The sequence below is a fragment of the Pseudomonas migulae NBRC 103157 genome, from assembly GCF_002091715.1.
Classification (GTDB): Bacteria; Pseudomonadota; Gammaproteobacteria; order Pseudomonadales; family Pseudomonadaceae; genus Aquipseudomonas; species Aquipseudomonas migulae_A.
This window is the reverse complement of the sequence record NZ_BDAG01000051.1, coordinates 1-25,465: the sequence shown is the minus strand read 5'-3', so window position 1 is coordinate 25,465 and position 25,465 is coordinate 1. Positions and strand designations below refer to the sequence as shown.

Annotated in this window: 25 protein-coding genes and 2 pseudogenes; 17 read left to right on the top strand and 10 right to left on the bottom strand. The window is 61.4% G+C overall.

Annotated elements, in window-relative coordinates:
* Positions 1-9 precede the first annotated feature (9 nt).
* Complete coding sequence (locus PMI01S_RS27525; protein ID WP_084323236.1) at positions 10-1,161, bottom strand: MFS transporter; 1,152 nt, start codon at positions 1,159-1,161, stop codon at positions 10-12.
* Positions 1,162-1,326: 165 nt separating this feature from the next.
* Here PMI01S_RS27525 and PMI01S_RS27520 point away from each other — a divergent pair, with 165 nt between their 5' ends.
* The gene (locus PMI01S_RS27520) at positions 1,327-2,319 is read left to right on the top strand and encodes a diaminopimelate epimerase (RefSeq protein WP_084323235.1); all 993 of its coding nucleotides are present in this window, start codon (positions 1,327-1,329) and stop codon (positions 2,317-2,319) included.
* Positions 2,320-2,450: 131 nt separating this feature from the next.
* Here PMI01S_RS27520 and codA read toward each other — a convergent pair whose 3' ends face one another.
* From codA to PMI01S_RS27500, 4 genes are all read right to left on the bottom strand, one after another.
* Positions 2,451-3,698, bottom strand: coding sequence for a cytosine deaminase (gene codA / locus PMI01S_RS27515; protein WP_084323234.1), 1,248 nt, complete (start codon positions 3,696-3,698; stop codon positions 2,451-2,453).
* A gap of 227 nt (positions 3,699-3,925) precedes the next feature.
* Complete coding sequence (locus PMI01S_RS27510) at positions 3,926-4,750, bottom strand: alpha/beta fold hydrolase (RefSeq protein ID WP_084323233.1); 825 nt, start codon at positions 4,748-4,750, stop codon at positions 3,926-3,928.
* Between the two features lie 202 nt (positions 4,751-4,952).
* Positions 4,953-5,309, bottom strand: coding sequence for a 6-carboxytetrahydropterin synthase QueD (queD, locus tag PMI01S_RS27505; protein ID WP_028621713.1), 357 nt, complete (start codon positions 5,307-5,309; stop codon positions 4,953-4,955).
* Between the two features lie 75 nt (positions 5,310-5,384).
* Positions 5,385-6,470 carry a hypothetical protein gene (locus PMI01S_RS27500; protein ID WP_084323232.1) on the bottom strand — a complete coding sequence of 362 codons (1,086 nt, stop codon included), beginning with the start codon at positions 6,468-6,470 and terminating at the stop codon, positions 5,385-5,387.
* A 305-nt stretch (positions 6,471-6,775) separates the two neighbouring features.
* Between PMI01S_RS27500 and PMI01S_RS27495 the strand changes: the two genes are divergently transcribed.
* Genes PMI01S_RS27495 through PMI01S_RS27480 form a run of 4 tightly spaced genes read left to right on the top strand, consistent with a single transcriptional unit; the run spans position 6,776 to position 9,371 of the window.
* Entirely contained in the window at positions 6,776-7,084 is a 309-nt protein-coding gene (locus tag PMI01S_RS27495; protein WP_084323231.1) for a PepSY domain-containing protein, read from the top strand.
* The gene (locus PMI01S_RS27490; RefSeq protein WP_084323230.1) at positions 7,084-7,389 is read left to right on the top strand and encodes a PepSY domain-containing protein; all 306 of its coding nucleotides are present in this window, start codon (positions 7,084-7,086) and stop codon (positions 7,387-7,389) included. Before PMI01S_RS27495 ends, PMI01S_RS27490 begins: the two co-directional genes overlap by 1 nt.
* A 3-nt stretch (positions 7,390-7,392) precedes the next feature.
* On the top strand, positions 7,393-8,061 hold the full coding sequence (locus PMI01S_RS27485) for a response regulator transcription factor (protein WP_084323229.1): 669 nt from the start codon (positions 7,393-7,395) through the stop codon (positions 8,059-8,061).
* Positions 8,058-9,371 (top strand): sensor histidine kinase, encoded by a 1,314-nt coding sequence (locus PMI01S_RS27480; protein ID WP_084323228.1) that lies wholly within the window; start codon positions 8,058-8,060, stop codon positions 9,369-9,371. Before PMI01S_RS27485 ends, PMI01S_RS27480 begins: the two co-directional genes overlap by 4 nt.
* A gap of 79 nt (positions 9,372-9,450) precedes the next feature.
* Here PMI01S_RS27480 and PMI01S_RS32575 read toward each other — a convergent pair.
* Positions 9,451-10,047 (bottom strand): annotated as a pseudogene (locus PMI01S_RS32575) (methyl-accepting chemotaxis protein); the annotation flags it as partial.
* 261 nt (positions 10,048-10,308) lie between these two features.
* Positions 10,309-11,379 (bottom strand): annotated as a pseudogene (locus PMI01S_RS32570) (methyl-accepting chemotaxis protein); the annotation flags it as partial.
* 577 nt (positions 11,380-11,956) lie between these two features.
* Between PMI01S_RS32570 and PMI01S_RS27470 the strand changes: the two are divergent.
* Together PMI01S_RS27470 and ctpM are read left to right on the top strand one after the other, a co-directional pair.
* The gene (locus tag PMI01S_RS27470; protein WP_167362960.1) at positions 11,957-13,273 is read left to right on the top strand and encodes a Na+/H+ antiporter family protein; all 1,317 of its coding nucleotides are present in this window, start codon (positions 11,957-11,959) and stop codon (positions 13,271-13,273) included.
* A gap of 192 nt (positions 13,274-13,465) precedes the next feature.
* On the top strand, positions 13,466-15,148 hold the full coding sequence (gene ctpM, locus PMI01S_RS32635) for a methyl-accepting chemotaxis protein CtpM (protein WP_084323225.1): 1,683 nt from the start codon (positions 13,466-13,468) through the stop codon (positions 15,146-15,148).
* A gap of 123 nt (positions 15,149-15,271) precedes the next feature.
* Here ctpM and PMI01S_RS27460 read toward each other — a convergent pair whose 3' ends face one another.
* A complete protein-coding gene (locus tag PMI01S_RS27460) occupies positions 15,272-16,207 on the bottom strand; it encodes a LysR family transcriptional regulator (RefSeq protein WP_084323224.1) in 936 nt (311 codons plus the stop codon).
* Positions 16,208-16,464: 257 nt separating this feature from the next.
* Between PMI01S_RS27460 and PMI01S_RS27455 the strand changes: the two genes are divergently transcribed.
* The 3 genes from PMI01S_RS27455 to PMI01S_RS27445 all read left to right on the top strand — a co-directional run bounded on the left by PMI01S_RS27455 (position 16,465) and on the right by PMI01S_RS27445 (position 17,725).
* A complete protein-coding gene (locus PMI01S_RS27455) occupies positions 16,465-16,950 on the top strand; it encodes a DMT family transporter (protein ID WP_084323223.1) in 486 nt (161 codons plus the stop codon).
* Positions 16,950-17,405 carry a DMT family transporter gene (locus PMI01S_RS27450; protein ID WP_174602688.1) on the top strand — a complete coding sequence of 152 codons (456 nt, stop codon included), beginning with the start codon at positions 16,950-16,952 and terminating at the stop codon, positions 17,403-17,405. Before PMI01S_RS27455 ends, PMI01S_RS27450 begins: the two co-directional genes overlap by 1 nt.
* Before the next feature lie 155 nt (positions 17,406-17,560).
* Positions 17,561-17,725, top strand: coding sequence for a metallothionein (locus PMI01S_RS27445; RefSeq protein ID WP_084323222.1), 165 nt, complete (start codon positions 17,561-17,563; stop codon positions 17,723-17,725).
* A 156-nt stretch (positions 17,726-17,881) separates the two neighbouring features.
* On the opposite strand, the gene PMI01S_RS27440 is transcribed toward PMI01S_RS27445, so the two are convergent.
* On the bottom strand, positions 17,882-18,109 hold the full coding sequence (locus tag PMI01S_RS27440) for a DUF6555 family protein (protein ID WP_059405408.1): 228 nt from the start codon (positions 18,107-18,109) through the stop codon (positions 17,882-17,884).
* 146 nt (positions 18,110-18,255) lie between these two features.
* Here PMI01S_RS27440 and PMI01S_RS27435 point away from each other — a divergent pair, with 146 nt between their 5' ends.
* From PMI01S_RS27435 to mnmH, 5 genes are all read left to right on the top strand, one after another.
* A complete protein-coding gene (locus PMI01S_RS27435) occupies positions 18,256-19,026 on the top strand; it encodes an AraC family transcriptional regulator (RefSeq protein ID WP_084323221.1) in 771 nt (256 codons plus the stop codon).
* A gap of 126 nt (positions 19,027-19,152) precedes the next feature.
* Positions 19,153-19,326, top strand: coding sequence for a DUF1427 family protein (locus PMI01S_RS27430; RefSeq protein ID WP_084323220.1), 174 nt, complete (start codon positions 19,153-19,155; stop codon positions 19,324-19,326).
* Between the two features lie 29 nt (positions 19,327-19,355).
* Positions 19,356-20,312: a quinone oxidoreductase family protein gene (locus PMI01S_RS27425; protein WP_084323219.1), complete on the top strand. Its 957-nt coding sequence runs from the start codon at positions 19,356-19,358 to the stop codon at positions 20,310-20,312.
* A 181-nt stretch (positions 20,313-20,493) separates the two neighbouring features.
* Positions 20,494-21,528, top strand: a complete 1,035-nt coding sequence (selD, locus tag PMI01S_RS27420) for a selenide, water dikinase SelD (protein WP_084323218.1) — start codon at positions 20,494-20,496, stop codon at positions 21,526-21,528.
* Positions 21,528-22,631, top strand: a complete 1,104-nt coding sequence (gene mnmH / locus PMI01S_RS27415) for a tRNA 2-selenouridine(34) synthase MnmH (protein WP_084323217.1) — start codon at positions 21,528-21,530, stop codon at positions 22,629-22,631. Before selD ends, mnmH begins: the two co-directional genes overlap by 1 nt.
* Positions 22,632-22,780: 149 nt before the next feature.
* Here mnmH and PMI01S_RS27410 read toward each other — a convergent pair whose 3' ends face one another.
* Positions 22,781-23,455 carry a histidine phosphatase family protein gene (locus PMI01S_RS27410; RefSeq protein WP_084323216.1) on the bottom strand — a complete coding sequence of 225 codons (675 nt, stop codon included), beginning with the start codon at positions 23,453-23,455 and terminating at the stop codon, positions 22,781-22,783.
* A gap of 367 nt (positions 23,456-23,822) precedes the next feature.
* Here PMI01S_RS27410 and PMI01S_RS27405 point away from each other — a divergent pair, with 367 nt between their 5' ends.
* Positions 23,823-24,521, top strand: coding sequence for a glutathione S-transferase family protein (locus PMI01S_RS27405; RefSeq protein WP_084323215.1), 699 nt, complete (start codon positions 23,823-23,825; stop codon positions 24,519-24,521).
* A 32-nt stretch (positions 24,522-24,553) separates the two neighbouring features.
* Positions 24,554-25,396, top strand: a complete 843-nt coding sequence (locus PMI01S_RS27400; RefSeq protein WP_084323214.1) for a PhzF family phenazine biosynthesis protein — start codon at positions 24,554-24,556, stop codon at positions 25,394-25,396.
* Positions 25,397-25,465 lie beyond the last annotated feature (69 nt).

The window sequence follows — 25,465 nt, the reverse complement described above, 5'->3', positions numbered from 1 at the left end:
ATTTTGTGTTCAGACTTTCAACACTTTCCCGCCGATAGCCACCGCCACCAGCAACACCGCCATCAATCCAAACGCAAAACTCAAACTGCTGCCGTGGGCGATGAACCCGATCACCGCAGGCCCCGAAAGAATTCCCGCATAACCCAGCGTCGTAATGGCCGGCACGGCTACGCTTTCCGGCATCACTGTCTGTTTGCCGACGGCGGTGTACAGCACCGGCACGATGTTCGAACAACCAGCCCCCAGCAACGCATAACCGACCAGCGCCAGCTCCCAGCTCGGTGCGAATGTCGCCAGAAACAGACCGCCAGCGGCGGTCAGCCCACCGAACACCAGCACCCGTGTCGCCCCGAGGCGGTGGACAATCGCGTCTCCGGTCAGCCGGCCCACGGTCATGGTCAAGGCGAACGCGGCATAACCCAACCCTGCATACGCCGTGTCGATTCCGCGCTCCTGTGCCAGGAATACCGCACTCCAGTCGAGCGCCGCGCCTTCGGCGAGGAACACGATGAAGCACATTCCGCCAATGAACAGCACGATGCCATGGGGAACGGCAAACGCCGGCCCCGAACTTTCACTGCCATACGGCAACATGTGCGGCGCGGCTTTGCACAGCGCGATCAGCAGCAGCACGACCACCACCAGCATCGCCCCCAGCGGCGAAACCCCGAAGCCGAGCAAGGCGCTGACGCCCGCCGCGCCGACAATCCCGCCCAGGCTGAACAGCCCGTGGAAACCCGACATCATGGTCTTGCCGCTGGCCCGTTCGACAATCACCGCTTGCAGGTTCACCGTCGAATCCACCGTGCCCAGGCCCGCACCGAACATGAACAACGCGCCGATCAGCGCCGGAATCGACGACACCGTCGCCAGCAACGGCAGCGCCGCGCAGATCAACAGGGTCCCACCGACCGCCACCCGCCGACAGCCGAAACGCGTGGCCAGAATCCCGGCCATCGGCATCGCCAGAATCGAGCCCACCCCCAGGCACAACAACAGCAAACCGAGGGTCCCTTCATCCAGCCCGGCCCGAGCTTTGGCGTAAGGCACCAGCGGCGCCCATGCGGCGATCCCGAACCCGGCGATGAAAAAAGCCACGCGCGTGGACATCTGTTCCAGGCGTCCGGGCACGAAGGTGGTCTGGGTGTTGAGGTTGGTCATATCGATCCTTGGCAAAAAACGTCGCGTCCCCAAGGGACAGTGACTCACCGGTGTGGTTCGATCAGCGTCCGGACGGTTTCGCGTTCAGGCAGGGCGACATCCTTGCACAGCCCGTCGCGGTTTCGCGATATGTTGCACGCCTGCGATGATTATACGGGAGGCGCCATGACGCCGTTTTACGATGCTCGAGGCAATATCTATGCGGTAGTGGCGCCGGACGCGGTGCGTCGCGAAGGGATCGCTTTACCGGAACAGGCCGGTCTGGCGGCGCAAACCCGCGCGGCATGGGCGATGTCGGCCATCGAGGCGTTCTGCGCCTGGGCGCCGGGCACGCAACCGCCCGGCAGCAAGGACCATCGCTGCGATGGACTGCTGGTGGGGCCGTTTCAATCAGCGCCGCCGTTCGATCTGTTGATCGTCAACACCGACGGGACTTTGGCTGAGCGCAGTGGCAACGGGCTGACGATTTTTTCCCGGGCGCTCAGTGACCAAGGGCTTTTTCCGGACAGCGATGCCTGTGTGCTCAGGGTTCATCACGACAAGTCCGATACGCCTTCTCCGGGTCAAACGTCGGTGAGCGCCGCGCAGGTCGACGGCGTGCAGGGTTTCTGGCTGGATCTGGGCAAACCGGCGTTCGGGCCGGAGGCGGTCAGTGCGCATGGGGTTGAAGGGGTGACAATGAACGGTCGCGAACTCAGCCAGGTTCAACCGCTGTCGGCACTGGAGCCGGCGTGGTCCCGCAGCCAGTTCGTACGGGTTGGCAATCCGCACTGCGTGACGCTTGTGGAGGACGTGCAGGCATTGCCGTCCAATGAACAGATGCGCGAAGCGAGGTTGTCCGAAGGCTTGACGCAAATTGCCTACGCCATGCCGACGGGGGCAGGGCGACCGTGTCCGGCGGGTATCAATCTGCAATGGGCGATGCGGGAGTCAGAAGGGCGAGTGGTCGCTCGAGTGTTTGAACGCGGGGAAGGCCCGACCGCGTCGTCCGGCACCAGTGCCATCGCGGTGGCGTGTGCAGCCTGGCGGGTGGGTTGGGTGGCGGCGGTTGAGGTGAACGTGGTGATGCCCGGTGGTACGGCGCCGGTTTTGCTGGAGGAAATGGACGGTGAATTGAGTCGGGTCAGTTTGTTTGGTACGGCGCGGTTGATGCGGTGATCTCAGGATCGCCTTCGCGAGCAAGCCCGCTCCCACATTTGATCTGTGTCTGACAGATACTTTGTATCCACTGAAGACCAAATGTGGGAGCGGGCTTGCTCGCGAAGGCGTCATTACTGTCGACGCAAAACTCAGGGTTGCTCGCCAAAAAACTCCACCACCGGCATCTGCCGCTTCATCAACACCTTCCCTCCGCGCACCGAATACAGCGGCAACCCCTGACTGCGAATCACCTCGTAGTCGCTGTCCGCCGACAAAATCAGCAAGTTCGCCGGCCGTCCGCGTTCAAGCCCATAACGCTCACCCAACGCCATGGCTCTGGCGCTGTTGTCGGTCACCAGGTCCAGCGCGCTTTGCAGGTTGCGATACCCCAGCATGTGACAGATGTGCAGACCCGCTTCGAGCACCCGCAGGATGTTGCCGTTGCCCAGTGGATACCACGGATCGACGATCGAATCCTGGCCGAAGCACACGTTCATCCCCGCTTCGAGCAGCTCATTCACCCGGGTCACGCCGCGGCGTTTCGGGAAATTGTCGAAGCGTCCTTGCAGGTGGATGCTTTCGGTCGGGCAGGAGACAAAGCTGATCCCCGAATGCCCGAGCAGGCGAAACAGTTTGGCGCAGTAAGCGTTGTCGTAAGAGCCCATGGCCGTGGTGTGGCTGGCCGTGACCCGAGAACCCATGTCGCGGCTGCGGGCTTCCTCTGCCAGCACTTCGAGGAAGCGCGAATGGGGGTCGTCGGTTTCGTCGCAATGCACGTCCACCAGGCAACCGGTGCGTTCGGCCAGGTCCATCAGGAATTTCACCGAGCTCACGCCCTGATCGCGGGTGTATTCGAAATGCGGAATCCCGCCGACCACGTCCGCGCCCATGCGGATCGCTTCTTCCATCAACTCGCGACCGTTGCGGTATGACTCGATGCCCTCCTGCGGGAACGCGACGATTTGCATGTCGATCAAGTGCCGACTTTCTTCGCGCACTTCGAGCATCGCCTTCAGCGCCGTCAGCTGCGGGTCGGTGACATCGACGTGGGTGCGCACATGCTGGATGCCGTGGGCTGCCAGGGTCTGGATGGTTTTCTTCGCCCGGGTCTTGGTGTCCTCTTCGGTGATGGTCACCTTGCGCTCGCCCCAGCACTCGATGCCTTCGAACAATGTGCCGCTCATGTTCCAGCGCGGCTCGCCGGCGGTCAGTGTCGCGTCGAGGTGAATGTGCGGCTCGACGAAGGGCGGCACCACCAGGTTACCGCCGGCGTCCAGATCATCGGGGCCCAGGGTCGGCGCTTCGGTCTGACGGGCAATGTTGCTGATCAGGCCGTTTTCCAGGTGCAACTCATGCAGGCCTTCTTGGTTGCGCAGGCGGGCGTTGATGATGTGCATCAGGTGAATCCTTTTAGAGAGCTTGTAAGGGTGCGTTGGCGCTTGGCATGTCGAATACGCCCGTCACACATACGTTAGCGCGGCAGCGGCAATCGAGCATCGGCCGGACGTGAATATTGACCACGGCAGCGAAAGAAAACGCCCGCCATTGATCGGCGAAGCGGCTGAAAAAACACAATCCATTGTAGGAGCCGGCTTGCTGCGGGCTCCTACAATGGATTGTGTTTTCAGGGGGATTGGGGCAGGAACCGAAGCAGCGCCGCGACGATGGCCTCCGGTGCATCCTCCTGAACCAGGTGCCCGGCATTGGGGATTGGGTGAAATTGCGCCCCCGGAATCATCTGTTGCAATGCGCGGCCACGCTCGATGGGAATCCATTGGTCATCCTCACCCCACAGAATCTGCACCGGGCAACGAATCGTCGGGTACAACCCTTCAACCTCGCGGGTATAGCGCTCATCCATTTGCGCGATCTGCCGGTAAAACCCCGCTTGCCCCGGATCGCCCAGCCACGGCTGGACGTAATGGGCGAGTTCCTCGTCGGGGATTTCCCGCTTGATCGCCCCGCGAATGTAAGCCGGCACGATCGCTTGCTGAATGTAATCAGGCAGCCCGCTGAACGCCGCCTCATGCTGGCGCACATGCTGCACAAACGGCGAACCCCACGGCGTCAGCGCCACCGGGTCGATCAGCGTCAGGCTGCGGTAATTCTTACCGTTCAGCAGATGCGCGCGCAGCACCGTGGCGCCGCCGAAATCGTGGGCCACCACATCGGGACACTCCAGACCCCAATGTTCCAGCAGTTGCGCCAACAGCTCGTTCTGTACGCCAAGGGACACATCGCCCTCGACCTTTTCGGACAGCCCATAACCCAGCAAGTCGAAGTAGTGCACCCGGTGCGACGTGATGAAGTGCGGCGCAATCCGGTGCCACACATAAGAAGAGAAGGGCGTGCCATGCACAAACACCAGCGGCGGGCCATCGCCCCGTACGGCGTAGCGAACGGAGTGCCCGTTGAAGCGAAAGGTCTGAGCCAACGGCCAGTCAGTCATGGGGGTGTCCTCTTGGCGGGTACCAGCCAAAAAGCATAGGCATAAAAAAACAGCCAATGAAGGCTGTTTTTTACATCACTGACGAAACGCAGTTCTCTGTAGGAGCGAGCTTGCTCGCGATGGACGCACAGGCACCGCGTTCCATCGGCAAGCACGCGTAATCGTTGACCTCCCTCGCGAGCAAGCTCGCTCCTACAGGGATTTATTCGCCGCGATAAATACAACCGCTCGTACAAGTCTCATGAATCCGAATCGCACTAAGCTCCGGCAACAACGGCTTCAACTCACCCCAGATCCACTTGGCCAGCACTTCACTGGTCGGATTCTCCAATCCCGGAATGTCATTCAAATAGTTGTGATCCAACCGCTCATACAGCGGCTTGAAAATCGCCTTGATCTCCGAGAAGTCACGAATCCAGCCGGTATGCGGATCAAGATCGCCACTCAAGTGAATCGCCACTTTGAACGAGTGACCGTGCAGGCGGCCGCACTTGTGGCCGTCCGGGACGTGGGGCAGGCGGTGGGCGGATTCGAAGGTGAACTCTTTGAAAATTTCCACAGGTGGTATCAGCTCTGTCAGGTGGCGATCGCCGCGGCGATGTGGGCAGGCGGCGAGTTTAACAGTTTGTCCTGACTAAAGGGTCAGCAAGCGCTCGCCAAGGCGACCGTTGGCGGCCAGTTCGAGAAATTCATCGCCCAGCCTGCGACTTTCATCCATCGTCGCACGCCAGTATTTCTGCCGGCTCGGCGCATCGCCCATGAAGCGCTTGAAGTCGTTACGGTCCGGCAGTTTGCCGTAGGGCAGGCGCGCCAGGTATTCCTTCGACGGCGCCAGTAAAAGGACATCCTGCAAACGCGCAGGGCAGGCGCGACGCCACGGCAGGGTTTTGTCGAACCAGCCGGGGATGACCCGGTCGGTGAAGTGCGGATACAGCACGATGTCGTTGCCGCTGTAGGGCAGGTCGAGGTGATAGTCCAGCAGACCGCCGTCGCGGAACGTTCCGGCGCCGGCGCCGGCGCCCGGCAGGTCGCGCACGCCTTCCATCACCATCGGGATCGAGCCCGAGGCGAGCAAGGCCTGACGCAGGTTGCCGGCATGGAGCGCGACGAAACGTGACGGGAAGTCGTTCAGCGCATGAACCGGTGGCGCCAGACGCGGGTCGTGGATGATCAGCCGCTCGAAATGCCGCGACAGCCGCGCGCGACCGCGCAGGTTGTCGGCAATCACCGACGACAGGCCCAACCCGAGGCGACCGCGATGATCGTCCGCGAGCAGGCCGTGGCTTTTGACCACCATGATGTTCAGTCGGTAATGGGCGTTGTCCAGAATCGAGGTGTCGCGGCCGTCGAGCAGGTCATTGAGCATGCGCTGCGAGCTCTGGCTGATCTGCGCCATGGTCACGCCCTTGGCGAAGTTCTGCTCGGTGTAGAGATGGCCGAGGCGGCGGATGCCTTCGGCAGCATCGGGCAGGCAGGCACTGGCAAAGCGCCAGGAACCCACCGAAGCGCCGATCAGCGACCGTTCACGCGGCGCGGCAGGCAGCCATTCACCGAACAGCGCCAGGTCCAGACCTTGAATCCCCAACGCCTTCGGTCCGCCAGCGGCACCCGGTAGCGTGCCGACATCGGCGGCGTTCAAACCGTGTTCGCGGATGCGCGCAAAGGCACGAGGACCGGCCTTGAGGGTCAGGGAAGGGAATTTGATGTGGATGGCGGTCATACCGGTCTCGATGTCTGGCAAGCGGGGGATTATAGACTTGCGCGATCATTGTGGGCGCGGCGGTGCGACGATGGCGGACTGACATTCACATTGATGCCGACCGACACGATGCAGAACCTGTAGGAGCCGGCTTGCTGGCGATGGCGATTTCAAAGGCGCCATCGCCAGCAAGCCGGCTCCTACAGGTGCTGTGTATGCCTGCGATATCGAGTTGCCATCTCTGATGATGGCAATTCAGTTTCAATTAAGTTCGAATCGCTAAAGTGGCCGCCGTACGCAACGCATAAAAAATACGGAGACACCCCATGAAAACCCTGACTGCCCTGATCACCGCCTCCCTCATCGCCATGACCGCGAGCCTCGCCCACGCCCGTGACCTGGGCCCCGACGAAGCCCTGCGTCTGCGCGACGCTGGTACCATTGTGTCTTTCGAGAAGCTCAACGCCACGGCACTGGCCAAACACCCGGGCTCGACAGTCACCGAAACCGAGCTGGAAGAAGAGTACGGCAAGTACATCTATCAGGTGGAGCTGCGCGACCCGCAAGGCATTGAGTGGGATCTGGAATTGGACGCTGTCAGCGGGCAGATTCTCAAGGATCATCAGGATACGTAATGAAGGTGTGTTCATTTTCACGCATGGCGCTGGTGCTTCTGGCGTTTTGCTCGGTGGTCATGGCCCGCGACCTGGATCAGGACGAAGCCCTGCGCCTGCGTCAGCGGGGCGTGATCCTGCCGCTCGAGCAGCTTTTGACGCAGGCAATGGACCGCTATCCGGGGTCGAAACTGCTGGAAGCCGAGCTTGAAGAGAAACATGACGTCTACATTTATGAAGTCGAGTTGCTGACCACCGAAGGCGTGGTCCGTGAGCTGGACGTCGACGCCACCACTGGCCAGTTACTGAAAGACAAGGAAGATTGACCGATGCGATTGCTGCTGGTGGAAGACCATGTGCCCCTGGCCGACGAACTGATCGCCGGCCTCAACCGCCAGGGTTACGCCGTGGACTGGCTGGCCGACGGCCGTGACGCGGTGTACCAGGGCAGCAGCGAACCCTATGACCTGATCATCCTCGACCTGGGGTTGCCGGGTTTGCCGGGGCTCGACGTACTGGCGCAATGGCGTGCGGGCGGGCTCGCTACGCCGGTGCTGATCCTGACGGCGCGCGGCTCCTGGGCCGAACGGATCGAAGGCCTCAAGGCTGGCGCCGATGATTACCTGACCAAACCCTTCCATCCTGAAGAACTGCACTTGCGCATCCAGGCGCTGTTGCGCCGCTCCCACGGCAAGGTCAATCAGCCGACACTGCAGTCGGCGGGCTTGCACCTGGATGAAGGTCGCCAGTGCGTGACCCGCGAAGGCGCCGACATCCAGCTCACCGCCGCAGAATTCCGTCTGCTGCGTTATTTCATGTTGCACCCCGAGCAGATCCTCTCCAAAAGCCACCTCGCCGAACACCTCTACGACGGTGAAACCGAGCGCGATTCCAACGTGCTGGAAGTCCACGTCAATCACCTGCGACGCAAACTCGGGCGCAGCGTGATCGAAACCCGTCGCGGCCAGGGTTATCTGTTTGGCGGTCAAGCGCAGTGAGGTCGATCCAGCGCCGCTTGAGCCTGGGGCTGATCAGCGTGATGGTGATTGTCGGCCTGGTGCTGGCGCAAACCAGTCTGTGGCTATTCGAAATGGGTTTGCAGCGCTACCTCGAGGCGGGGCTGCGCAACGACAGCGAGAGCTTGCTGGTGGCGCTGGTGCGTGGGCCGCAAGGGCTGCAACTGGATGAGCGGCACCTGTCGCCGGCCTATCAGCGTCCGTTTTCCGGGCATTACTTCCGCATCGATTTTGCCGACAGTCATTGGCGCTCGCGCTCGTTGTGGGACCAGGAATTGCCGCGCCTCGACCATCCCGGCCTGCACAGCAACCTGCAACTGGGGCCGGAAGGTCAGCAGTTGCTGATCTTGCGTTCGGACTATCGCCGTTTGGGCCAGTCGATTTCCATCAGCGTCGCCCAGGACTACACACCGGTGCGCGACAGTTTCAAGCGCATGCTGCAAGTGGGGCTGGGCCTGGGGCTGGCGGGGGTGTTGCTGATTCTGCTGTTGCAGCGGATCACTGTGCGCCGCGCCTTGCGCCCACTGGAAAAGGCCCGCGAGCAGATTGCCCAGTTGCAGCAGGGCCAGCGTTCGCAACTGGATGATCAGGTGCCGGTGGAGCTTGAACCGCTGGTGGCGCAGATCAACCATTTGCTGGCGCACACCGAAGACAGCCTCAAGCGTTCTCGCAATGCGCTGGGCAACCTCGGGCATGCCTTGAAAACCCCGCTGGCGGTGTTATTGAGCCTGGCGTCCAGCGAAAAACTCGATGCCCATCCCGAGCTGCGAAAGATTCTAAAGGCACAACTGGAACAGGTTCAGCAGCGACTCAACCGCGAACTCAATCGCGCCCGGCTGTCCGGCGATGCGCTGCCCGGGGCGTTGTTTGATTGCGATGCGGAACTGCCGGGATTGCTCGCCACGCTGAACATGATCCACGGCGAACACCTTGAACTGAGCTATCGCGCGCCGGCCGGTTTGCAGTTGCCGTGGGATCGCGAAGACTTGCTGGAACTGTTGGGCAACCTGCTGGACAACGCCTGCAAATGGGCGGATGCCGAGGTGCGGTTGAGTGTGGTCGAGACGGCTGAAGGATTTCAGTTGAGCGTGGAAGATGATGGGCCGGGGATTCCCGAGGACCAGCGCGATCAGGTGTTCAGCCGGGGGACGCGCCTGGATGAACAGACGGATGGGCATGGGTTGGGACTGGGGATCGTGCGCGACATCGTCGACACGTGGGGCGGGGTGTTGCGGCTGGAGGAGAGCGAGTGGGGCGGGTTGAGCGTTGTCATTGAACTGCCCAAACGCTGAAATTGAAAACCCCGATAACCTGTAGGAGCCGGCTTGCTGCGGGCGGCTCCTACAGGGGGTATTGGCGAGGTCCGTTGAGTCAGACGCGGAATTGATCCATCAAACTCTGCTGCTGATTCGCCAGGCTATTCAACGACTGACTCACCCGCGCCGACTCATTCGCCTGCCCCGACAACGACTCCGTCACGTCCCGGATCGTCGCCACGTTGTTGTTAATCTCTTCCGCCACGGCGCTTTGCTCTTCTGCCGCCGACGCAATCTGCAGGTTCATGTCGCTGATCACCGTCACCGCATCGCCAATCTGCCGCAACGCCGTGACCGCCTGGCTGACCTGCTCGACACTGCCTTGCGCCTGACGATGGCTGTTGTTCATCGACCCCACCACGTCCTGGGTGCCGTTCTGCAATTGCTCGATCACCAGCCGGGTTTCTTCGACCGACTCCTGCGTACGCCGAGCCAGGTTGCGCACCTCGTCGGCCACCACGGCAAAACCACGGCCGGCTTCACCGGCACGGGCGGCTTCGATGGCGGCGTTGAGGGCCAGCAGGTTGGTCTGTTCGGCGATGGCGCGGATCACTTCCAGCACCGAACCGATCTTCTCGCTGTTCGCCGCCAGGCCCTCGACTTGCACCATCGCCGCACTCATGTCGGCGGCGAGGTTGTCGATGCTGCTGGTGGTCTGGTCGATCACCGTCAACCCGCGACGAGTGGCCTGATCCGCATCCTTGGCAGCCTGTGCCGCTTGCGCGGCGCTGCGCGCAACGTCCTGGGCAGTGGCACTCATTTCGTGGGAGGCGGTAGCCACCTGATCGACCTGGCGGTATTGCTGCTCCATGCCGGCGCTGGTTTGCGTGGCGATGGCGGAGGACTGGTCCGCCGTGCTGCGGGCGTCCTGCACCGAGCGTTTGACTTCGGCGATGATCGGTTGCAGCTTGTCGAGGAAGCGGTTGAACCAGCCTGCCAACTGGCCCAGCTCATCCTTTTTGTCGTAGGCCAGGCGCCGGGTCAGATCACCTTCACCGCTGGCGATGTCTTCGAGCATGTGCGCCACGCCGAGGATCGGCTTGGTCACGCTGCGTGCCATCAGCCACACCAGCAACAGGCCGATCAACGCCGCCAGCACACCGAGGCCGAGCTCGACCAACGTGCCGGCGGTGTTGCTGTCATCGAGTTGTTTCTTCAGCGCTTCGGCCGGGCCGATCAGGACTTTTTCCGGCACTTCGAGCAGCACGCCCCACGACTTGCCACCGGGGATCGGCTGGAACGGCGACAGTACTTTCAATTGCTGGTCGCTGTGCAGGCTTGCAGTTTTGCTGCTGGTGGCGAGCAGGCGGATCAGCTCGGCGCCGCTGGTTTTATCCACAGCGTCCAGGCGCTGGGCGAGTTTGCTGGTGTCCGGGCTGTAGCCGGCGAGCAAACCGGCCGGGCTGATGATGCTGACGTTGGTCTGGCCGTCATAGAGCTTTTTGCTCGCGTCCTGGCTGACCGCTTGCAGGCTGTTGAGGTTGATGTCCACCGACAGCGAAGCGATGACTTTGCCGTTGACCATCAGCGGGAACACGATGCTGGTCATCAGCACCTTCTGGCCGTCGATCGCATAGAAGTAGGGTTCGATCACGCAAGGTTTGAGCGAGGTGCGCGGGCAGGTGAACCAGGCGTTGGCGGGTTCGCCGCTGGGGCCGGTGCTGGTGTCGGCCATGTCGGTTTCGGGCAGCGCCATCGACGTCACTTTGCCGGGCGTCGGTTGCGACCAGTACAGCGCGAAACGGCCCTTGTCGTTACTGCCCAGCTCAGCCTGGCCGGCGAACAGTTCGTCCTTGCCGTCCAGCGCATTGGGCTCGAACACCAGGGACAGGCCGAGCAACTCCGGATTGGCTTGCAGCGCCGACTTGACTTGACGGGTCAGGTCTTCACGCAAGTCGAAGGCATCGAGAAAGCGTTTTTCGGCCTGGTCACGCAGGAACAACACCTGACGTGAAAAGCCGTGGCCATATTGATAGGCGTCCATGAACTGCTGGCGAATCCCCAGCGCCTGGTTTTCGCCCTGGGACTCGATCCGGGCCTGGGCGGCTTCGGTGAGCATCTCCATGCTCGAGGCTTTCACCAGCTCGGAGCTGTGCTCCATGCGATACAGCGAAAGACCTACCAGCAAGGTCACGATACCCGCCAGGCAAAGCCCGGCCAGCAGGGTGATTTTCCATTGAATGGAAAGTTGTCTGAGCGACATGGAGACGTCCTTTATTCGATAAATATCTGAGACTTTGCACTGTAACGGCCGTGATTCCGCTTTCTTTATGCTGTCCGCCGAAAATCGAATCGCTGGTGCGAACCCCTGTAGGAGCCGGCTTGCTGCGGGCGGCGCTCCGACGATAGCGGCCTCGGCTCATGCATTGGTTTTCCTGGCCCCATCGCCAGCAAGCCGGCTCCTGCAGGGGGGGCGATCTGGCGTTCGGGGCGTTGGCTTTGACAAGGCGGCAGCGGTCCGGCACAGTGCGCGCCCTCTAATAAAACCCATTCCTTGTCCCGCTGGCGTCTCTTCGCAGATTACCGGCCGGGCTCATTTCGCTTGCCTTGAGGTAACGATGATTAATGCTGTAATTGCCGCGGTCGGCGTCATGCTGGTGCTCAGCCTGTCCCGCGTGCACGTTGTGATCGCGCTGATTATCGGCGCGCTGGTGGGCGGTCTGACTGGCGGCCTGGGCATCGACGCCACCCTGAAGGCGTTCAACAGCGGCCTCGGCGGCGGGGCGACGGTGGCGTTGTCTTATGCCTTGCTCGGCGCGTTCGCGGTGGCGATTGCCAAGTCCGGCCTGGCCCATGCATTGGCGGACAAGGCCCTGGCCATGGTCGATCGCCAGCACGCCAGCGGGGGCGGTTCGGTCAAGTGGCTGTTGATCGGTTTGCTGGGGGTGGTGGCCATCGCTTCACAGAATATTCTGCCGATACATATCGCTTTTATTCCGTTGCTGGTGCCGCCGCTGTTGTATGTACTGACCAAGCTGCAGCTGGATCGCCGCTTGATCGCCTGCGTCATGACCTTCGGCCTGATCACGCCGTACATGTTCCTGCCGGTGGGCTTCGGCAACATCTTCCTGAATGAAATCCTGCTGGCCAACGTGGCCCGCAGCGGCGTGGACATCAGCGGCATCAACGTCACCCATGCCATGGGTATTCCGGCGTTGGGCATGGTCGTGGGGCTGGCGGTAGCGTTCATCAGTTATCGCAAGAAACGCGTCTATGACCTGGAAAGGATCGAGCAGGTCGAGCAGGTCGCGGTGCAGTACAACCCGTTGAGCCTGATGGTCGCGGGTGTGGCCATTGCGGCGGCGTTCATCATTCAGCTGCTGCTGGATTCGATGATTATCGGTGCGCTGGCAGGCTTTGTGATCTTCTCGGTGTCGGGCATCGTCAAGTGGCGCGACACCGACGACCTGTTCACCGAAGGCATGAAGATGATGGCGATGATCGGCTTCATCATGATTGCCGCCTCGGGGTTTGCCGAAGTGATGAAAGCCACCGGTCAGGTGCAGACGCTGGTTGAAGCGTCGGCGTCGTGGATCGGTCACAGCAAAGGCATCGGCGCGCTGTTGATGTTGCTGGTCGGCCTGCTGGTGACAATGGGCATCGGTTCATCGTTTTCGACGGTGCCGATTCTGTCGGCGATTTTCGTGCCGCTGTGCGTGCAGCTGGGTTTCAGCCCGATCGCCATCGTGTGCATCGTCGGCACCGCCGGTGCGTTGGGCGATGCGGGTTCGCCGGCGTCGGACTCGACACTGGGCCCGACCTCCGGCCTGAACATCGACGGCCAGCATCACCACATCTGGGATACCGTGGTCCCGACGTTCCTGCATTACAACCTGCCGCTGCTGGCGTTCGGCTGGGTGGCGGCAATGGTGCTCTAAACAACCGAGGTCCAATGTGGGAGCGGGCTTGCTCGCGAATGCGGTGTATCAGTCGACATATCCGTTGCCTGACACACCGCATTCGCGAGCATGCCCGCACATTGGTTCGGTGTGACGCTGGCTCAACTTTTGGTTTCGCGTGCCGTTAAAGCCTTTAACCACGCCAATAAAAATCAAAATGAGTGAACCGTCATGCGCATGAGCCTGAAGGCTAAAGTCCTGTCCCTTGCCGTCCTCCCGGTGTTGCTCTTTGCGCTGGTCATCAGCTTGACCACGTTGTTCGTTCTGCAGGAACAGGCTCGCAAGGAAGTCGAGGAGACGCGCCAGCGCCTGCTCAGCGACGCCAAGGCCACCCTGCAAAGTTATGTGGCCGTGGCGATGACTACGATCAAACCGCTCTACGACGCCGCCGCCCCGGGTGACGACGCAGCGCGAGCCCAAGTGATCAAATTGCTGTCGAGCATCAGCTACGGCAAGGAAGGCTACTTCTTCGGCTACGACTCCAACACTGTGCGCCTGTTCAAGGCCAACAGCCCCGAAGGCGTGGGCCAAAGCTTCAAGGACAACCGTGATCCGAACGGCGTCTACGTCAACCGCGACCTGGTGAAAGTCGCCAAGGACGGCACGCACTACCTGCAATACAGCTCGCCATTGCCCGGCAATACCAAGGTGCTGGTGCCGAAACTCGGCTACACCGAATACCTGCCGAAGTGGGACATGGCCTTCGGCACCTCGGTCAACCTCGATGGCATCGAAGCGCAGGTGGCGGTGGTCGAAGCCAAGGTTCAGGAGCGCATGGAAGGCGTATTGCTGAGCATCATCGGCATCGCCGTGGTGGTGCTGTTGGTGATCGCTGCCGCCGGGATGCTGCTGGCCAACACCATTTTGCGTCCGCTGAACCTGATGAAAGCCAACCTCGATGACATCGCGGCGGGTGAGGGCGACCTGACCCGGCGCTTGACCATCACCAGCCAGGACGAGCTCGGCCAGCTCGCCGGTTCGTTCAACCGTTTTGTCGACAAGATCCATGGCCTGGTGCGTCAGATCACCGAAATGACCTCGCAACTGACCGGGCTGGTGAATCAGGTGTCCGATCAGGCCCAGCGTTCGGATCAGGCGATGGAGCGTCAACGTCACGAGACCGATCAGGTCGCCACGGCAATCAACCAGATGTCCGCCGCCGCGCAGGAAGTCGCCAAAAGTGCGCAAAATGCCGCCGTCGCCGCGCAGCAGACCGACGAAGAAGGCCAGGCCGCCAAGCGTGTGGTGGCCGGCAGCATCGTGAAGATTCATGCGTTGGTGGACGATATTCGCAGCAGTGGCGTGTCCCTCGACAGCCTGCAAAAGGACGTGTCGTCGATTGTCAGCGTGCTCGGGGTGATCCGTTCGATTGCCGATCAGACCAACCTGTTGGCGCTCAACGCCGCGATCGAAGCGGCCCGTGCCGGTGAGGCCGGTCGCGGTTTTGCGGTGGTGGCCGACGAAGTCCGCGCATTGGCCAGCCGCACACAAATCAGCACCCAGGAAATCCAGGGCATGATCGATCGCTTGCAGGCCGGTACTCAATCGGCGGTGGAAGCGATGCGCCGTTCCAGCGAGGCTGGCGATGGCACGTCTGCACAGGCGAACGAAGCGGGCGCGTCCCTCGACACCATGGCCCAGCTGATCGGCACCATTAACTCGATGAACGCGCAGATCGCCAGCGCCGCCGAAGAGCAGACCGCCGTGGCCGAAGAAATCAACCGCAGCGTGCATCAGATCGCGGTGGCCGTGGACAACGTGGCCGACGAAACCCAGCTCGGCGCCCAGACGTCCCGCAGCCTGGCAGATCTGGGTCAGCGTTTGGGCAGTCTGGTCGGACAGTTCCGCATCTGACCCACACACCTTGTAGGAGCCGGCTTGCTGGCGATAGCGGTGCATCAGTCAGCATTGATGGCGCCTGACACAACGCTATCGCCAGCAAGCCGGCTTCTACATTGGGTTGCGGTGTTGCAGGTGTCAGGGCCTGTCCCAATACGGCACCGGCCCAAAACACTCGACAAAGAAATCAATCACCGTCCGCACCTTCACCGACAATCGCCGGCTACCGGGCCAGAGCACGGCGATCTGTTGCGGCTCAAGGCTGTTGGACACCTGATAGTCCCCCAGCACCGGCACCAGCGTGCCATTGCGCATCGCTTCACCGATCAGCCATGACGGAAACATCACCAGCCCCAGACCTTGTTCGGCGGCCTGGGTGAGTGTGTCCGCGTGGTTGCCGGTGATCGGTCCCTTCACCGAGAAGGGTGTCCAGTCCTGCTGACCCTGGCGGAAAAACCAGCGCTGCTGGCCGGTCACGCCTTTGTAGGCCAGGCATTGATGCGCCGCCAGGTCTTCGGGACCTTGCGGAGTGCCATGGCGTTCGAGGTAGGCCGGGCTCGCCGCGACTTGAAAGCGATGGGGCGCCAGAATGCGCGCCTGCATGCTCGAATCGTGCAGCGGGCCGATACGGAACAACAGGTCGGCGCCTTCCTGCAGCGGGTCGATGTAGCTGTCGGTCTGTTGGATATCCAGTTGCAGTTTCGGATAACGCTCGCACAGCCGCCCGAGCCACGGCGTCAGGTGCCGCTGCCCGAACACCACGGGGGCGTTGATCCGCACCAGCCCGCTGGGTTCGCTTTGCTGTTCCTGCAAGGCTTGCTCGGCTTCTTCCAGTTGCACCAGCACCAATCGCGCATGGTGGCCGAGCATTCGCCCGGCTTCGGTGGGTGAGACGGCGCGGGTGTGGCGGTAGAGCAATTGCTGGCTCAGGGCCTGTTCCATCAATTGGATCTGCCGGGAAATCGAGGAGGGCGCCAGGCCCTCGCGGCGTGCGACTTCGGAAAAGCTGCCGTGATCGAGCACCGCGACAAACAGCCGAAGCGCCTTGAATCCCAATTCGTTGAGGCCGTGCATGACGATTCCTGCTGTGCGAATTTCGCAAAAGTGTTGTCAGTATGATCCCGTTTATCGCAAAGCAGCGCCAGCCGATAATGCGCGCCAATTCCACTGACCATGCGAACCCTGTAGGAGCCGGCTTGCTGCGGGCGGCGTTCCGACGATGGTGTGTCAGTCGACACAAATGCGGCTGACACACCATCGTCGGAACGCCGCCCGCAGCAAGCCGGCTCCTACAAGGGATCGCGCATTGATCGTTAACACAGGTGTTCCTTATGCAATCTTCTTCAATCGATATAGCTGCGGCTCCCGCGAGCAAACCCGGGCTGCGACTCTTGCTCTTGCCGCTGGTCATCCTCGCCGGCATGGGCCTGTCCGTGGAGGCCGGTCTGCTCGGCCCCCTCGGCGTCCAGGTCGGGCACTTGTGGGCGACGCTGAGCATCTTCGGTGTGGGCTCGGCGATTCTGTTCCTGCTGCTGTTGTTCAGTGGTCCGCAACAGGGGCCGGCGTTGAACACGTTGCCGCGCTGGCAGTTGATCGGCGGTTTTCTCGGGCCGATGTACGTGGTGGTGCTGACCCTGGCCACGCCGCACATCGGCATTGCGATGACGATGATCGCAATCCTGTCCGGGCAGGTCGGTAAAAGCGTACTGATTGACCATTTCGGCTGGTTCGGCGCCACCCGCAAAAAGGTCAACGGTGAACGGTGGCTGGCCTTGCTGCTGATTGTCGCGGCACTTGTTCTGATTGCTCGGGGTTGATGATGAATCTGATTATTTTGTTGGCGGTGGTGGTGGTCGCCGGTGCGGTGTTGAGTGTGCAGGCGGCGATCAACGGACGTCTGGGCGAAACGGTCGGCGTGCTGCGCAGCAGTTTGCTGACGTTCGTGGTGGGCGCGGTGAGCACCGGCTTGCTGATCCTGTTTTTCGAACCGGCCCACGCCGTGAGTCTGCTGGACGTGCCGAAATGGCAACTCAGCGGCGCATTATTCGGCGTGGTGTACATGATGGTCATGGTGGGTGCGGTGCCGCGGGTCGGCACGGCGGTCGCGACGGTAGCAGTGATCGTCGGGCAACTGGGCATGGGGATGCTGATCGATAACTTCGGCTGGCTGGGCAACCCGGCGATCGAGTTGTCCGGCAGCCGGGTATTGGCGATGGTGTTGCTCGGGTTGGCGTTGGTGTTCATGTATCGCAGCAGTACGCGGCAGGCCTGACACCATTTTTTTACCGTAGGAGCTGCCGGAGGCTGCGATCTTTTGATCTTGCTTTTGAAACGAAAAATCAAAGATCGCAGCCTGCGGCAGCTCCTACACTGATGATACGGTGCGCATCCGTCGCGCCTGACGACTACAACAATGGAGTCAGACTTATGATCGACAGTGAAAGTAAATGCGACTGCCCGAAATGCTCGTGCAAACTGGGTCAGCATCCGATCGCCCGCCACGGCAAACACTACTGCTGCGAAGCGTGCGCCAAGCATCACGAACACGGTGAAGAATGCGCAAGCAAAGGGTGCAAGTGCGCCCATGGCTGACGGCAGGAGCGAGCTTGTCTCCGGGCGGCATTCCGACGATGGACTTTAACGATAACGCGTGTTTTCTGATTAAGCGCGCCGCTCGTTAGTCCATCGCGAGCGAGCTCGCTTCTACAGATAATGCACAGCTATCCCTGCTGATCTTTCTCCCCTCGGTCAGTTCGCTGGCCGCCACGTGACGTTTTCCACGCCAAATTTCTCTGCCATCGGTTTACTGGTCTTCTGCACCTTTTCCCGCCCAAATCGCGGGATTCGACCCACGCCGGCGTCACAGCTCGCCCAGTGCCAGGCCTCCGCATTATCCATCTTGTCCAGGCGGATAATGAAAGACTTGGGGGCGCCATGAAGGGTGTATTCAATGACGAAAAGTTTTGCGTTGTTCATAAAGCCCGTATTCCTCCCTGTGGTAATAAAGGGATCGTCGGGGTTGCGGAAAATTCAGTTGGATTGTCAGACGGCGGCCGCCAGTGGCGACAAGGCGTGCGGCTGGTTACCATGCATTCTCTGAAAATCCCCAATGATTGCTGCCCATGGCCCTTGCTGCGCCCCCCGACCTGAGTGACACCGATGTGCCCGTGCAACCGCTGGCGCGCACCTACCCGCGCGGGTTGTATATCGAGCCTCACGAGCATGTGTGGGGCCAGTTGCTGTATGCGATGAGCGGGGTGATGTGGGTCGAGACGCCTCATGAAGCGCTGGTGGTGCCGCCGCAACGGGCGGTGTGGCTGCCGCCGGGCGTGCCTCACGGCATTCGCGTGGTCTCGGACCTGCAGATGCGCAACATCTACCTGAGGCCCTTGTTGGCAGCGACGCTGGACGCCACGGTTCAGGTGATTGAAGTGGGCGGGTTGCTGCGTGAGCTGATCATCGGCCTGGTGGAGCAGGGTGACGACGGCGCGCCGGAGTATTACGACGCGCTGGTCGGGCTGGCGCTGCTGGAACTCAAACGTGCCCGGCGCTCGCTGCTGAAAATCCCCTTGCCGGACGATTCCGACCGGCGCCTGATGAACCTGTGTCAGGCGGTCATGGCTGCGCCGTCGCTGGACATTCCCTTCGAACAACACGCCGAAAACGCCGGGGCCAGCGTGCGTACCCTGGCGCGGCTGTTCAAGGACGGTTTGGGCATGGGCTTCGCCGAGTGGCGACGGCAAGTGCAACTGGCGACGGCGGCGGCCGAGTTGATTCAGGGCGTGGCCGTCAGCACGATTGCCCGGGAACTGGGCTATTCGCCGAGCAGCTTCAGCGACATGTTCCGTCGGGAACTGGGTGTTGCGCCGTCGCTGTTCTGCACGACCTTGTAGGAGCGAGCAAGCTCGCTCCTACAAGGTCTTCAGGTGGTTTGGCCGAAATTCAGAAGCACTTGGCCGATGCTCGCCATTGCCGGTCATTAGACTTTGGGCATCCCTCAATTGCCCACGGAGTCTGCCATGAGCTACCTCATCTCGCTGGTCATCGGTCTGGGCGTCGGTTTGCTCTACGGCGCACTGGATTTTCGTTCCCCCGCACCCCCGGCCATCGCGCTGGTGGGCCTGCTGGGCATGCTCGCCGGTGAAAAATTGTGGCCGATGGGCCGACAACTGGTCTCTGGCTGGATCTCCTGAATCTCTTCCCCTGTTCGATGGACACTCCCATGAAAGCATTGCAGTTCGATAAAACCGGCGACCTCTCGGCCCTGCGCTATGTCGAAGTGCCGACTCCCGTTCCCGGCGCCGATGAAGTGCTGGTGCAGATCAAGGCCGCCGGCCTCAACCCCAGCGATGTGAAGAACGTGCTGGGGCGATTTCCCTACACCACGTTGCCGCGGATTCCCGGTCGTGATTTCGCTGGTGTCGTGGTTGAAGGCCCGCAGGCATTGATCGGTCAGGAGGTCTGGGGCACTGGCCGGGAACTGGGTTTTTTCGCCGACGGCTCCCATGCGCAATTCGTGAAATTGCCGGCCAACGGCGTGGCACTCAAGCCGACCCACTTGAGCTTCGCGCAGGCCGCCAGCCTCGGCGTGCCTTACACCACGGCGTGGGATGCGTTGGAACGCAGCCTGGTGACCGCGCAAACACGGTTGCTGGTGATCGGCGGCGGCGCAGTCGGCAGTGCGGCGCTGGCGCTGGCCAAGGTGCGCGGTGCCCAGGTGCTGGCGGCGGCGCGACGGCCGGAGCAGGTGAAGGACTTGCAGGCTCAGGGCTATCAGACGCTGCAACTGGATAAACCCGAGGATTTAGGCGCGCAGGTGAACGCGGTCTATGCCGGCGGCGCAGACGTGATTTTCGACACCACCGGGTTCTGGCTGCCGGCCTCGGTCGCCGCGTTGGCAGCGTTCGGCCGCATCGCGATCATCGCCGCGCCGGTGGATGGTCTGGTGCAATTGCCCGCCTTGGCGTTGTATCGCAAGGGCGGTTCGGTGGTGGGGATCAACTCGCTGTTGTACGGGGTACAGGCGTGCGCGGCGATGCTCGATCAGTTCGGCCGGTTTTTCGATCAGGATTTGTTGCCGCTGCCGCAAGGGTTGCTTGAATCGCCGTTGGCCGAAGGGCTGGAGCGCTATGCCGAGGTGAATCAGGGCAGTGGCGACAAGGTGATTTTGTTGCCCTAACCCGATCAATGTGGGAGCGGGCTTGCTCGCGAAAGCGGTGTTCCAGTCGACATCTCCGTTGCCTGACACACCGCTTTCGCGAGCAAGCCCGCTCCCACATTAGCTCTGCGTTATGCCCGACTCAGCGCATTTTGTGCAGTCGCTGTAGACTCCTCCGCACCGACTTCACAAGGTGCACTCCATGAGCGAGCCGATCCGTCTAACTCAGTACAGCCACGGCGCAGGCTGTGGCTGCAAGATTTCCCCTCAGGTGCTGGAAGTGATTCTGGCCGGCAGCGGGGCGCAGAACCTTGACCCCAGGCTCTGGGTCGGCAATGCCTCGCGCGATGACGCGGCGGTATATGCCATCGATGAAGAACGCGGCGTGGTCTCGACCACCGATTTCTTTATGCCGATCGTCGATGACCCGTTCGATTTCGGCCGCATCGCCGCCACCAATGCCATCAGCGACATCTACGCCATGGGCGGCGATCCGTTGATGGCCATCGCGATTCTCGGCTGGCCGGTGAATGTGCTGGCGCCGGAGATTGCCCGGGAAGTGATTCGCGGCGGACGTTCGGTATGCGATGAAGCCGGTATCCCGTTGGCGGGCGGGCACTCCATCGATGCGCCGGAGCCGATCTTCGGCCTGGCCGTCACCGGGCTGGTGGAAAAACGCCACATGAAGCGCAACGACACGGCCACCGCCGGTTGCCTGCTTTACCTCACAAAACCCTTGGGCATCGGCATCCTCACCACGGCCGAGAAGAAGGGCAAGTTGCGCCACGCCGACATCGGCCTGGCCCGCGACTGGATGTGCACCCTGAACAAACCCGGCAGCCGTTTCGGCAAGCTCGACGGCGTGACCGCAATGACCGATGTCACCGGTTTCGGCCTGCTCGGGCACCTGGTGGAAATGGCCGATGGCAGCAATGTAACAGCGCGCATCGAATACGACCGCGTGCCGCGTCTGCCGGGCGTCGAGTATTACCTCGACCAGGGCTGTGTGCCGGGCGGGACGCTGCGCAATTTCGACAGCTACGCCAGCAAACTCGGGCGCCTGCAGGAGATGCACAAACGCGTGCTGTGCGATCCGCAAACCAGTGGTGGTCTGCTGGTGGCGGTCACTCCCGAGGGCAACGAACAATTTCTCAGCGTCGCTGCCGAACTGGGCCTGACACTTGAGCCGATCGGTGAGCTGGTCGAGCGACAGACGAACGCGGTCGAGGTGTTCTGATGTCCAGCGACTTCTCCGATTACCGCGATATTTTCCTCAATGACCGGCCGATGATGGATGTCCGCGCGCCGGTCGAATTCATCAAGGGTTCCTTCCCCGGCGTGATCAATCTGCCGCTGATGAACGACAGCGAGCGGCAACGGGTCGGCACCTGCTACAAACAACACGGGCAGCAGGCGGCAATTACGTTGGGGCATCAGCTGGTGTCTGGCGAGATCAAGGCTGGGCGTGTTCAAGCCTGGGCCGATTTTGCCCGGGCTCATCCCGAGGGGCTTTTGTATTGTTTTCGCGGTGGCTTGCGTTCGCAGATCGTCCAGCAATGGCTCAAGGACGAGGCGGGTATCGATTATCCGCGGGTCGGTGGCGGCTACAAGGCCATGCGTGGCTTCCTGTTGGGAACGATAGATCAGGCGGTGGCTCAATGTGATTTCGTCCTGCTGGGCGGCATGACCGGCACCGGCAAGACCGAAGTGCTCACGCAGCTGAGCAACGGCCTGGACCTTGAAGGCCACGCTAACCATCGCGGCTCCAGTTTCGGCAAGCGCGCTACGGGCCAGCCGTCCAACATCGATTTTGAAAACCGCCTGGCCGTGGACGTGCTGAAGAAGCGCAGTCGCGGTATCGAGCAGTTTGTGCTGGAAGACGAAAGCCGTGCGATCGGCAGTTGCGCGCTGCCGTTGCCGCTGTATCAGGGCATGCAGCAATTTCCGATGGTCTGGCTCGAAGACAGCCTTGAAGGACGGGTCGAACGGATCCTGCGTGATTACGTGGTGAACTTGTCTGCCGAGTTCATCGACGTGCATGGCGATGAAGGTTTCGGGCTGTTTTCCGAGCGCTTGCTGGCGAGCCTGAACAACGTTCAGAAGCGACTGGGCGGTGAGCGTCATCGGCGGATGTTGATCCTGATGGAGGATGCGCTGGCGGAGCAGGCGCGCAGCGGGGCGGTGGATTTGCACCGGGGCTGGATTGAGGGGTTGCTGCGTGAGTATTACGACCCGATGTATGTGTTTCAGCGGGAGAAGAAGGGCGCGCGGATCGAGTTTGCCGGGGAGCGGGGGGCGGTTATCGAATACCTGCAAGACCGTGACAGTCTGCGAGGGTGATGGTGTATCTGCGGGCCCCATCGCGGGCAAGCCCGCTCCCACAGTGATTGGTGGTGGAACGCAGATTTGTGTTCGACACTGCCTCCTGTGGGAGCGGGCTTGCTCGCGATAGGGCCCAGACAGCCGCTACAAAATTTCAACCATCACCCTCAAGTCGGACAGGTTTCCCGACCGTTATCCAGCCCTTGCTTGTAACTGTGGCTCTGCAGACTGGCCTTGCCGTTGTGCCAGGTCAGCGTGAGCACAAACAGCGAGTCGTAGTCGCTGGACTCCCAGTCTTCAGTGATCTTCTGTTTCTTGCCGATGGCTTCGCCAGCAACTTTGTTGATCAGTTCGGGCAGGTAGCCATGGGACCAGGCGGTGTAGATCACCGCGTTGTGATACTTGTCGTGGAGCAGCTCATCGGCCAGGTCGCTGGTGTCGTTGGCCGAAAAGTTAATGTTCACCGGCAAACCGAGCTTGATCGCGCTGGGGCTGATGGTCATCAGGGGGCGAATGTAACTGTAGGAATTGTCCAGTTCGCCTTCCTCGACATTGCGCGTCGGGTTGGCCGCAAACACATAATTGGCCTTGCCGAACTTTTCCGGGAGCAGGGTCGCCAGATCGATGGCGCGGTTCAGGCCCTGGCAGTTGAGCTGGCCGAGGCCGCCGGCAGGTTTCTCGGCGTGGCGCAGGAACACCAGGGTCTGGGTGCCGTCCACCGGTTGGGCGCGACTTTCGCTCGATTCCAGCGACAGAAAGAGCGCACTGGCCGCCAACAGTGAGGGCAGCACGACATACGCGCGATGCTTGAAGCGTTGGAGGAATTTCAAAGGGTTCATCATGGAATTAGGGAGTCTTCAGCGCATTCGGTTAAGGCTGACAAACCTTTACACCCCGCGCTCCCAGCGTCGGGTGTTTTCCATGTCGTTAAGCCGGTCCGTTTCCGAAAGGGCAACACTCAGAGTCCACTGAAGCCCGTTTGGTTCGATTCCGGCGGAGCAGGCAGCCATCCACCGACAACCTTGAACGGGTTGAAGCAAAGGTTACCGGCGAGATGTTGCGGATTTATGGACACGGTACACGGGATGGCCCCGGGGAAGGCTGCAATACATTGATCTTGCTAATCATCAATATCGATACGCCGGACTTCGCCCCCTTGGGCTGCTCACACTATGATCGTCTCTCTCAATCTCTTCGTGGATCCTTCCCATGACCGATCTGTCTGCGTTCCCCATTACCCAAAAATGGCCGGCTCAATACCCCGAGTGGATTCAGCTCTACTCCTTGCCGACCCCCAATGGCGTCAAGGTGTCGATCATGCTCGAAGAGATCGGGCTGCCCTATGAACCTCATCGTGTGGGTTTCGATACCAACGATCAGCTGTCTCCCGAGTTTCTTTCGCTGAACCCCAACAACAAGATCCCGGCCATCCTCGACCCCCATGGTCCGGATGACAAGCCGCTGCCGTTGTTCGAGTCCGGGGCGATTCTGATCTACCTCGCGGACAAGAGCGGGCAGTTGCTGGCCCAGGAATCGGCGGCACGTTACGAGACGATCCAGTGGCTGATGTTCCAGATGGGCGGGATCGGACCCATGTTCGGCCAGCTCGGTTTTTTCAACAAATTCGCCGGCAAGGATTACGAAGACAAACGCCCTCGGGATCGCTACGTCGAGGAAAGCCGACGGCTGTTGAAAGTGCTCGATGGACGCCTGCAAGGGCGCGACTGGATCATGGGCGAACGCTACACCATCGCCGACATCGCAACGTTCCCGTGGGTGCGCAACCTGATCGGTTTCTATGAGGCGGGCGACCTGGTGGGCATCAAGAATTTCCCTAACGTGACACGGGTGCTGGAGCGCTTCCTCGCGCGGCCGGCGGTGATGCGCGGGCTGGAAATTCCCAAATAGGACGTTTCGATTTCTCAGGACCAGGGCAGGCCATGCATTCATTCGATTTCAAGCAAGTAGATGTCTTCAGCCGCGTCGCGCTCAAGGGCAATCCATTGGCCGTGGTGTTCGGCGCGGACGAGCTCAGCGATGAGCGCATGGCGGCGTTCGCCGCGTGGACCAACCTCAGTGAAACCACGTTCATCCTTGAGCCGCAGGACCCCCGGGCCGATTACCGGGTCAGGATTTTCACCACCCTGAACGAATTGCCGTTCGCCGGTCACCCGACGCTGGGCACTTGTCATGCCTGGCTCGAAGCCGGCGGCGTACCCAAGGGCGAAGAGATCATTCAGGAATGCGGCGTCGGCCTGGTACGGGTGCGTCGACAAGGCGCGCAGCTGGCTTTTCTCGCACCGCCACTGCTCAGGACCGGGCCGGTTGAGACTGATGTGATGGAGCGTGTCCGGCGCGGGCTCAGGCTGGAACCGGGCGCCATTGTGCGGGCGCAGTGGGTTGATAACGGCGCGGGCTGGCTGGCGGTGATGGTCGAGGATCGCCAGCAGGTACTGGATCTGCAACCGGATCACGCACACATGCTGGGCCTCGCGGTCGGCGTGATCGCGCCGTGGCATGCGGAGCGCGACGGCGATGATGCACAGTTCGAAGTGCGCGCATTCATCTCTGGCGACGGCATGCCGGAAGACCCCGCCACCGGCAGCCTGAATGCCGGGATTGCCCAGTGGTTGCTTGGCGAGGGGCTGGCGCCGACGTCCTACGTGGTCAGCCAGGGCCTGACGATGGGACGCGCGGGGCGTATTCAGGTCGAAAAGATCGGCGACGAAATCTGGATTGGCGGTTCTGTAGTGACCTGTATCTGCGGAACCCTGAAGATCTGAACCTGTGGGAGCGGGCTTGCTCGCGATGAGGCCGTGTCATTCGACATGAATTTTGAATGTAACGACGCC

What these genes read in the sequence shown, in the direction of transcription:
- PMI01S_RS27525 (WP_084323236.1), bottom strand. Translation starts at nt 1,161, where the DNA reads ATGACCAACCTCAACACCCAGACCACCTTCGTGCCCGGACGCCTGGAA.
- PMI01S_RS27520 (WP_084323235.1), top strand. Translation starts at nt 1,327, where the DNA reads ATGACGCCGTTTTACGATGCTCGAGGCAATATCTATGCGGTAGTGGCG.
- codA (WP_084323234.1), bottom strand. Translation starts at nt 3,698, where the DNA reads ATGCACATCATCAACGCCCGCCTGCGCAACCAAGAAGGCCTGCATGAG.
- PMI01S_RS27510 (WP_084323233.1), bottom strand. Translation starts at nt 4,750, where the DNA reads ATGACTGACTGGCCGTTGGCTCAGACCTTTCGCTTCAACGGGCACTCC.
- PMI01S_RS27500 (WP_084323232.1), bottom strand. Translation starts at nt 6,470, where the DNA reads ATGACCGCCATCCACATCAAATTCCCTTCCCTGACCCTCAAGGCCGGT.
- PMI01S_RS27495 (WP_084323231.1), top strand. Translation starts at nt 6,776, where the DNA reads ATGAAAACCCTGACTGCCCTGATCACCGCCTCCCTCATCGCCATGACC.
- PMI01S_RS27490 (WP_084323230.1), top strand. Translation starts at nt 7,084, where the DNA reads ATGAAGGTGTGTTCATTTTCACGCATGGCGCTGGTGCTTCTGGCGTTT.
- PMI01S_RS27485 (WP_084323229.1), top strand. Translation starts at nt 7,393, where the DNA reads ATGCGATTGCTGCTGGTGGAAGACCATGTGCCCCTGGCCGACGAACTG.
- ctpM (WP_084323225.1), top strand. Translation starts at nt 13,466, where the DNA reads ATGCGCATGAGCCTGAAGGCTAAAGTCCTGTCCCTTGCCGTCCTCCCG.
- PMI01S_RS27460 (WP_084323224.1), bottom strand. Translation starts at nt 16,207, where the DNA reads ATGCACGGCCTCAACGAATTGGGATTCAAGGCGCTTCGGCTGTTTGTC.
- PMI01S_RS27455 (WP_084323223.1), top strand. Translation starts at nt 16,465, where the DNA reads ATGCAATCTTCTTCAATCGATATAGCTGCGGCTCCCGCGAGCAAACCC.
- PMI01S_RS27450 (WP_174602688.1), top strand. Translation starts at nt 16,950, where the DNA reads ATGATGAATCTGATTATTTTGTTGGCGGTGGTGGTGGTCGCCGGTGCG.
- PMI01S_RS27445 (WP_084323222.1), top strand. Translation starts at nt 17,561, where the DNA reads ATGATCGACAGTGAAAGTAAATGCGACTGCCCGAAATGCTCGTGCAAA.
- PMI01S_RS27440 (WP_059405408.1), bottom strand. Translation starts at nt 18,109, where the DNA reads ATGAACAACGCAAAACTTTTCGTCATTGAATACACCCTTCATGGCGCC.
- PMI01S_RS27435 (WP_084323221.1), top strand. Translation starts at nt 18,256, where the DNA reads ATGGCCCTTGCTGCGCCCCCCGACCTGAGTGACACCGATGTGCCCGTG.
- PMI01S_RS27430 (WP_084323220.1), top strand. Translation starts at nt 19,153, where the DNA reads ATGAGCTACCTCATCTCGCTGGTCATCGGTCTGGGCGTCGGTTTGCTC.
- PMI01S_RS27425 (WP_084323219.1), top strand. Translation starts at nt 19,356, where the DNA reads ATGAAAGCATTGCAGTTCGATAAAACCGGCGACCTCTCGGCCCTGCGC.
- selD (WP_084323218.1), top strand. Translation starts at nt 20,494, where the DNA reads ATGAGCGAGCCGATCCGTCTAACTCAGTACAGCCACGGCGCAGGCTGT.
- mnmH (WP_084323217.1), top strand. Translation starts at nt 21,528, where the DNA reads ATGTCCAGCGACTTCTCCGATTACCGCGATATTTTCCTCAATGACCGG.
- PMI01S_RS27410 (WP_084323216.1), bottom strand. Translation starts at nt 23,455, where the DNA reads ATGATGAACCCTTTGAAATTCCTCCAACGCTTCAAGCATCGCGCGTAT.
- PMI01S_RS27405 (WP_084323215.1), top strand. Translation starts at nt 23,823, where the DNA reads ATGACCGATCTGTCTGCGTTCCCCATTACCCAAAAATGGCCGGCTCAA.
- PMI01S_RS27400 (WP_084323214.1), top strand. Translation starts at nt 24,554, where the DNA reads ATGCATTCATTCGATTTCAAGCAAGTAGATGTCTTCAGCCGCGTCGCG.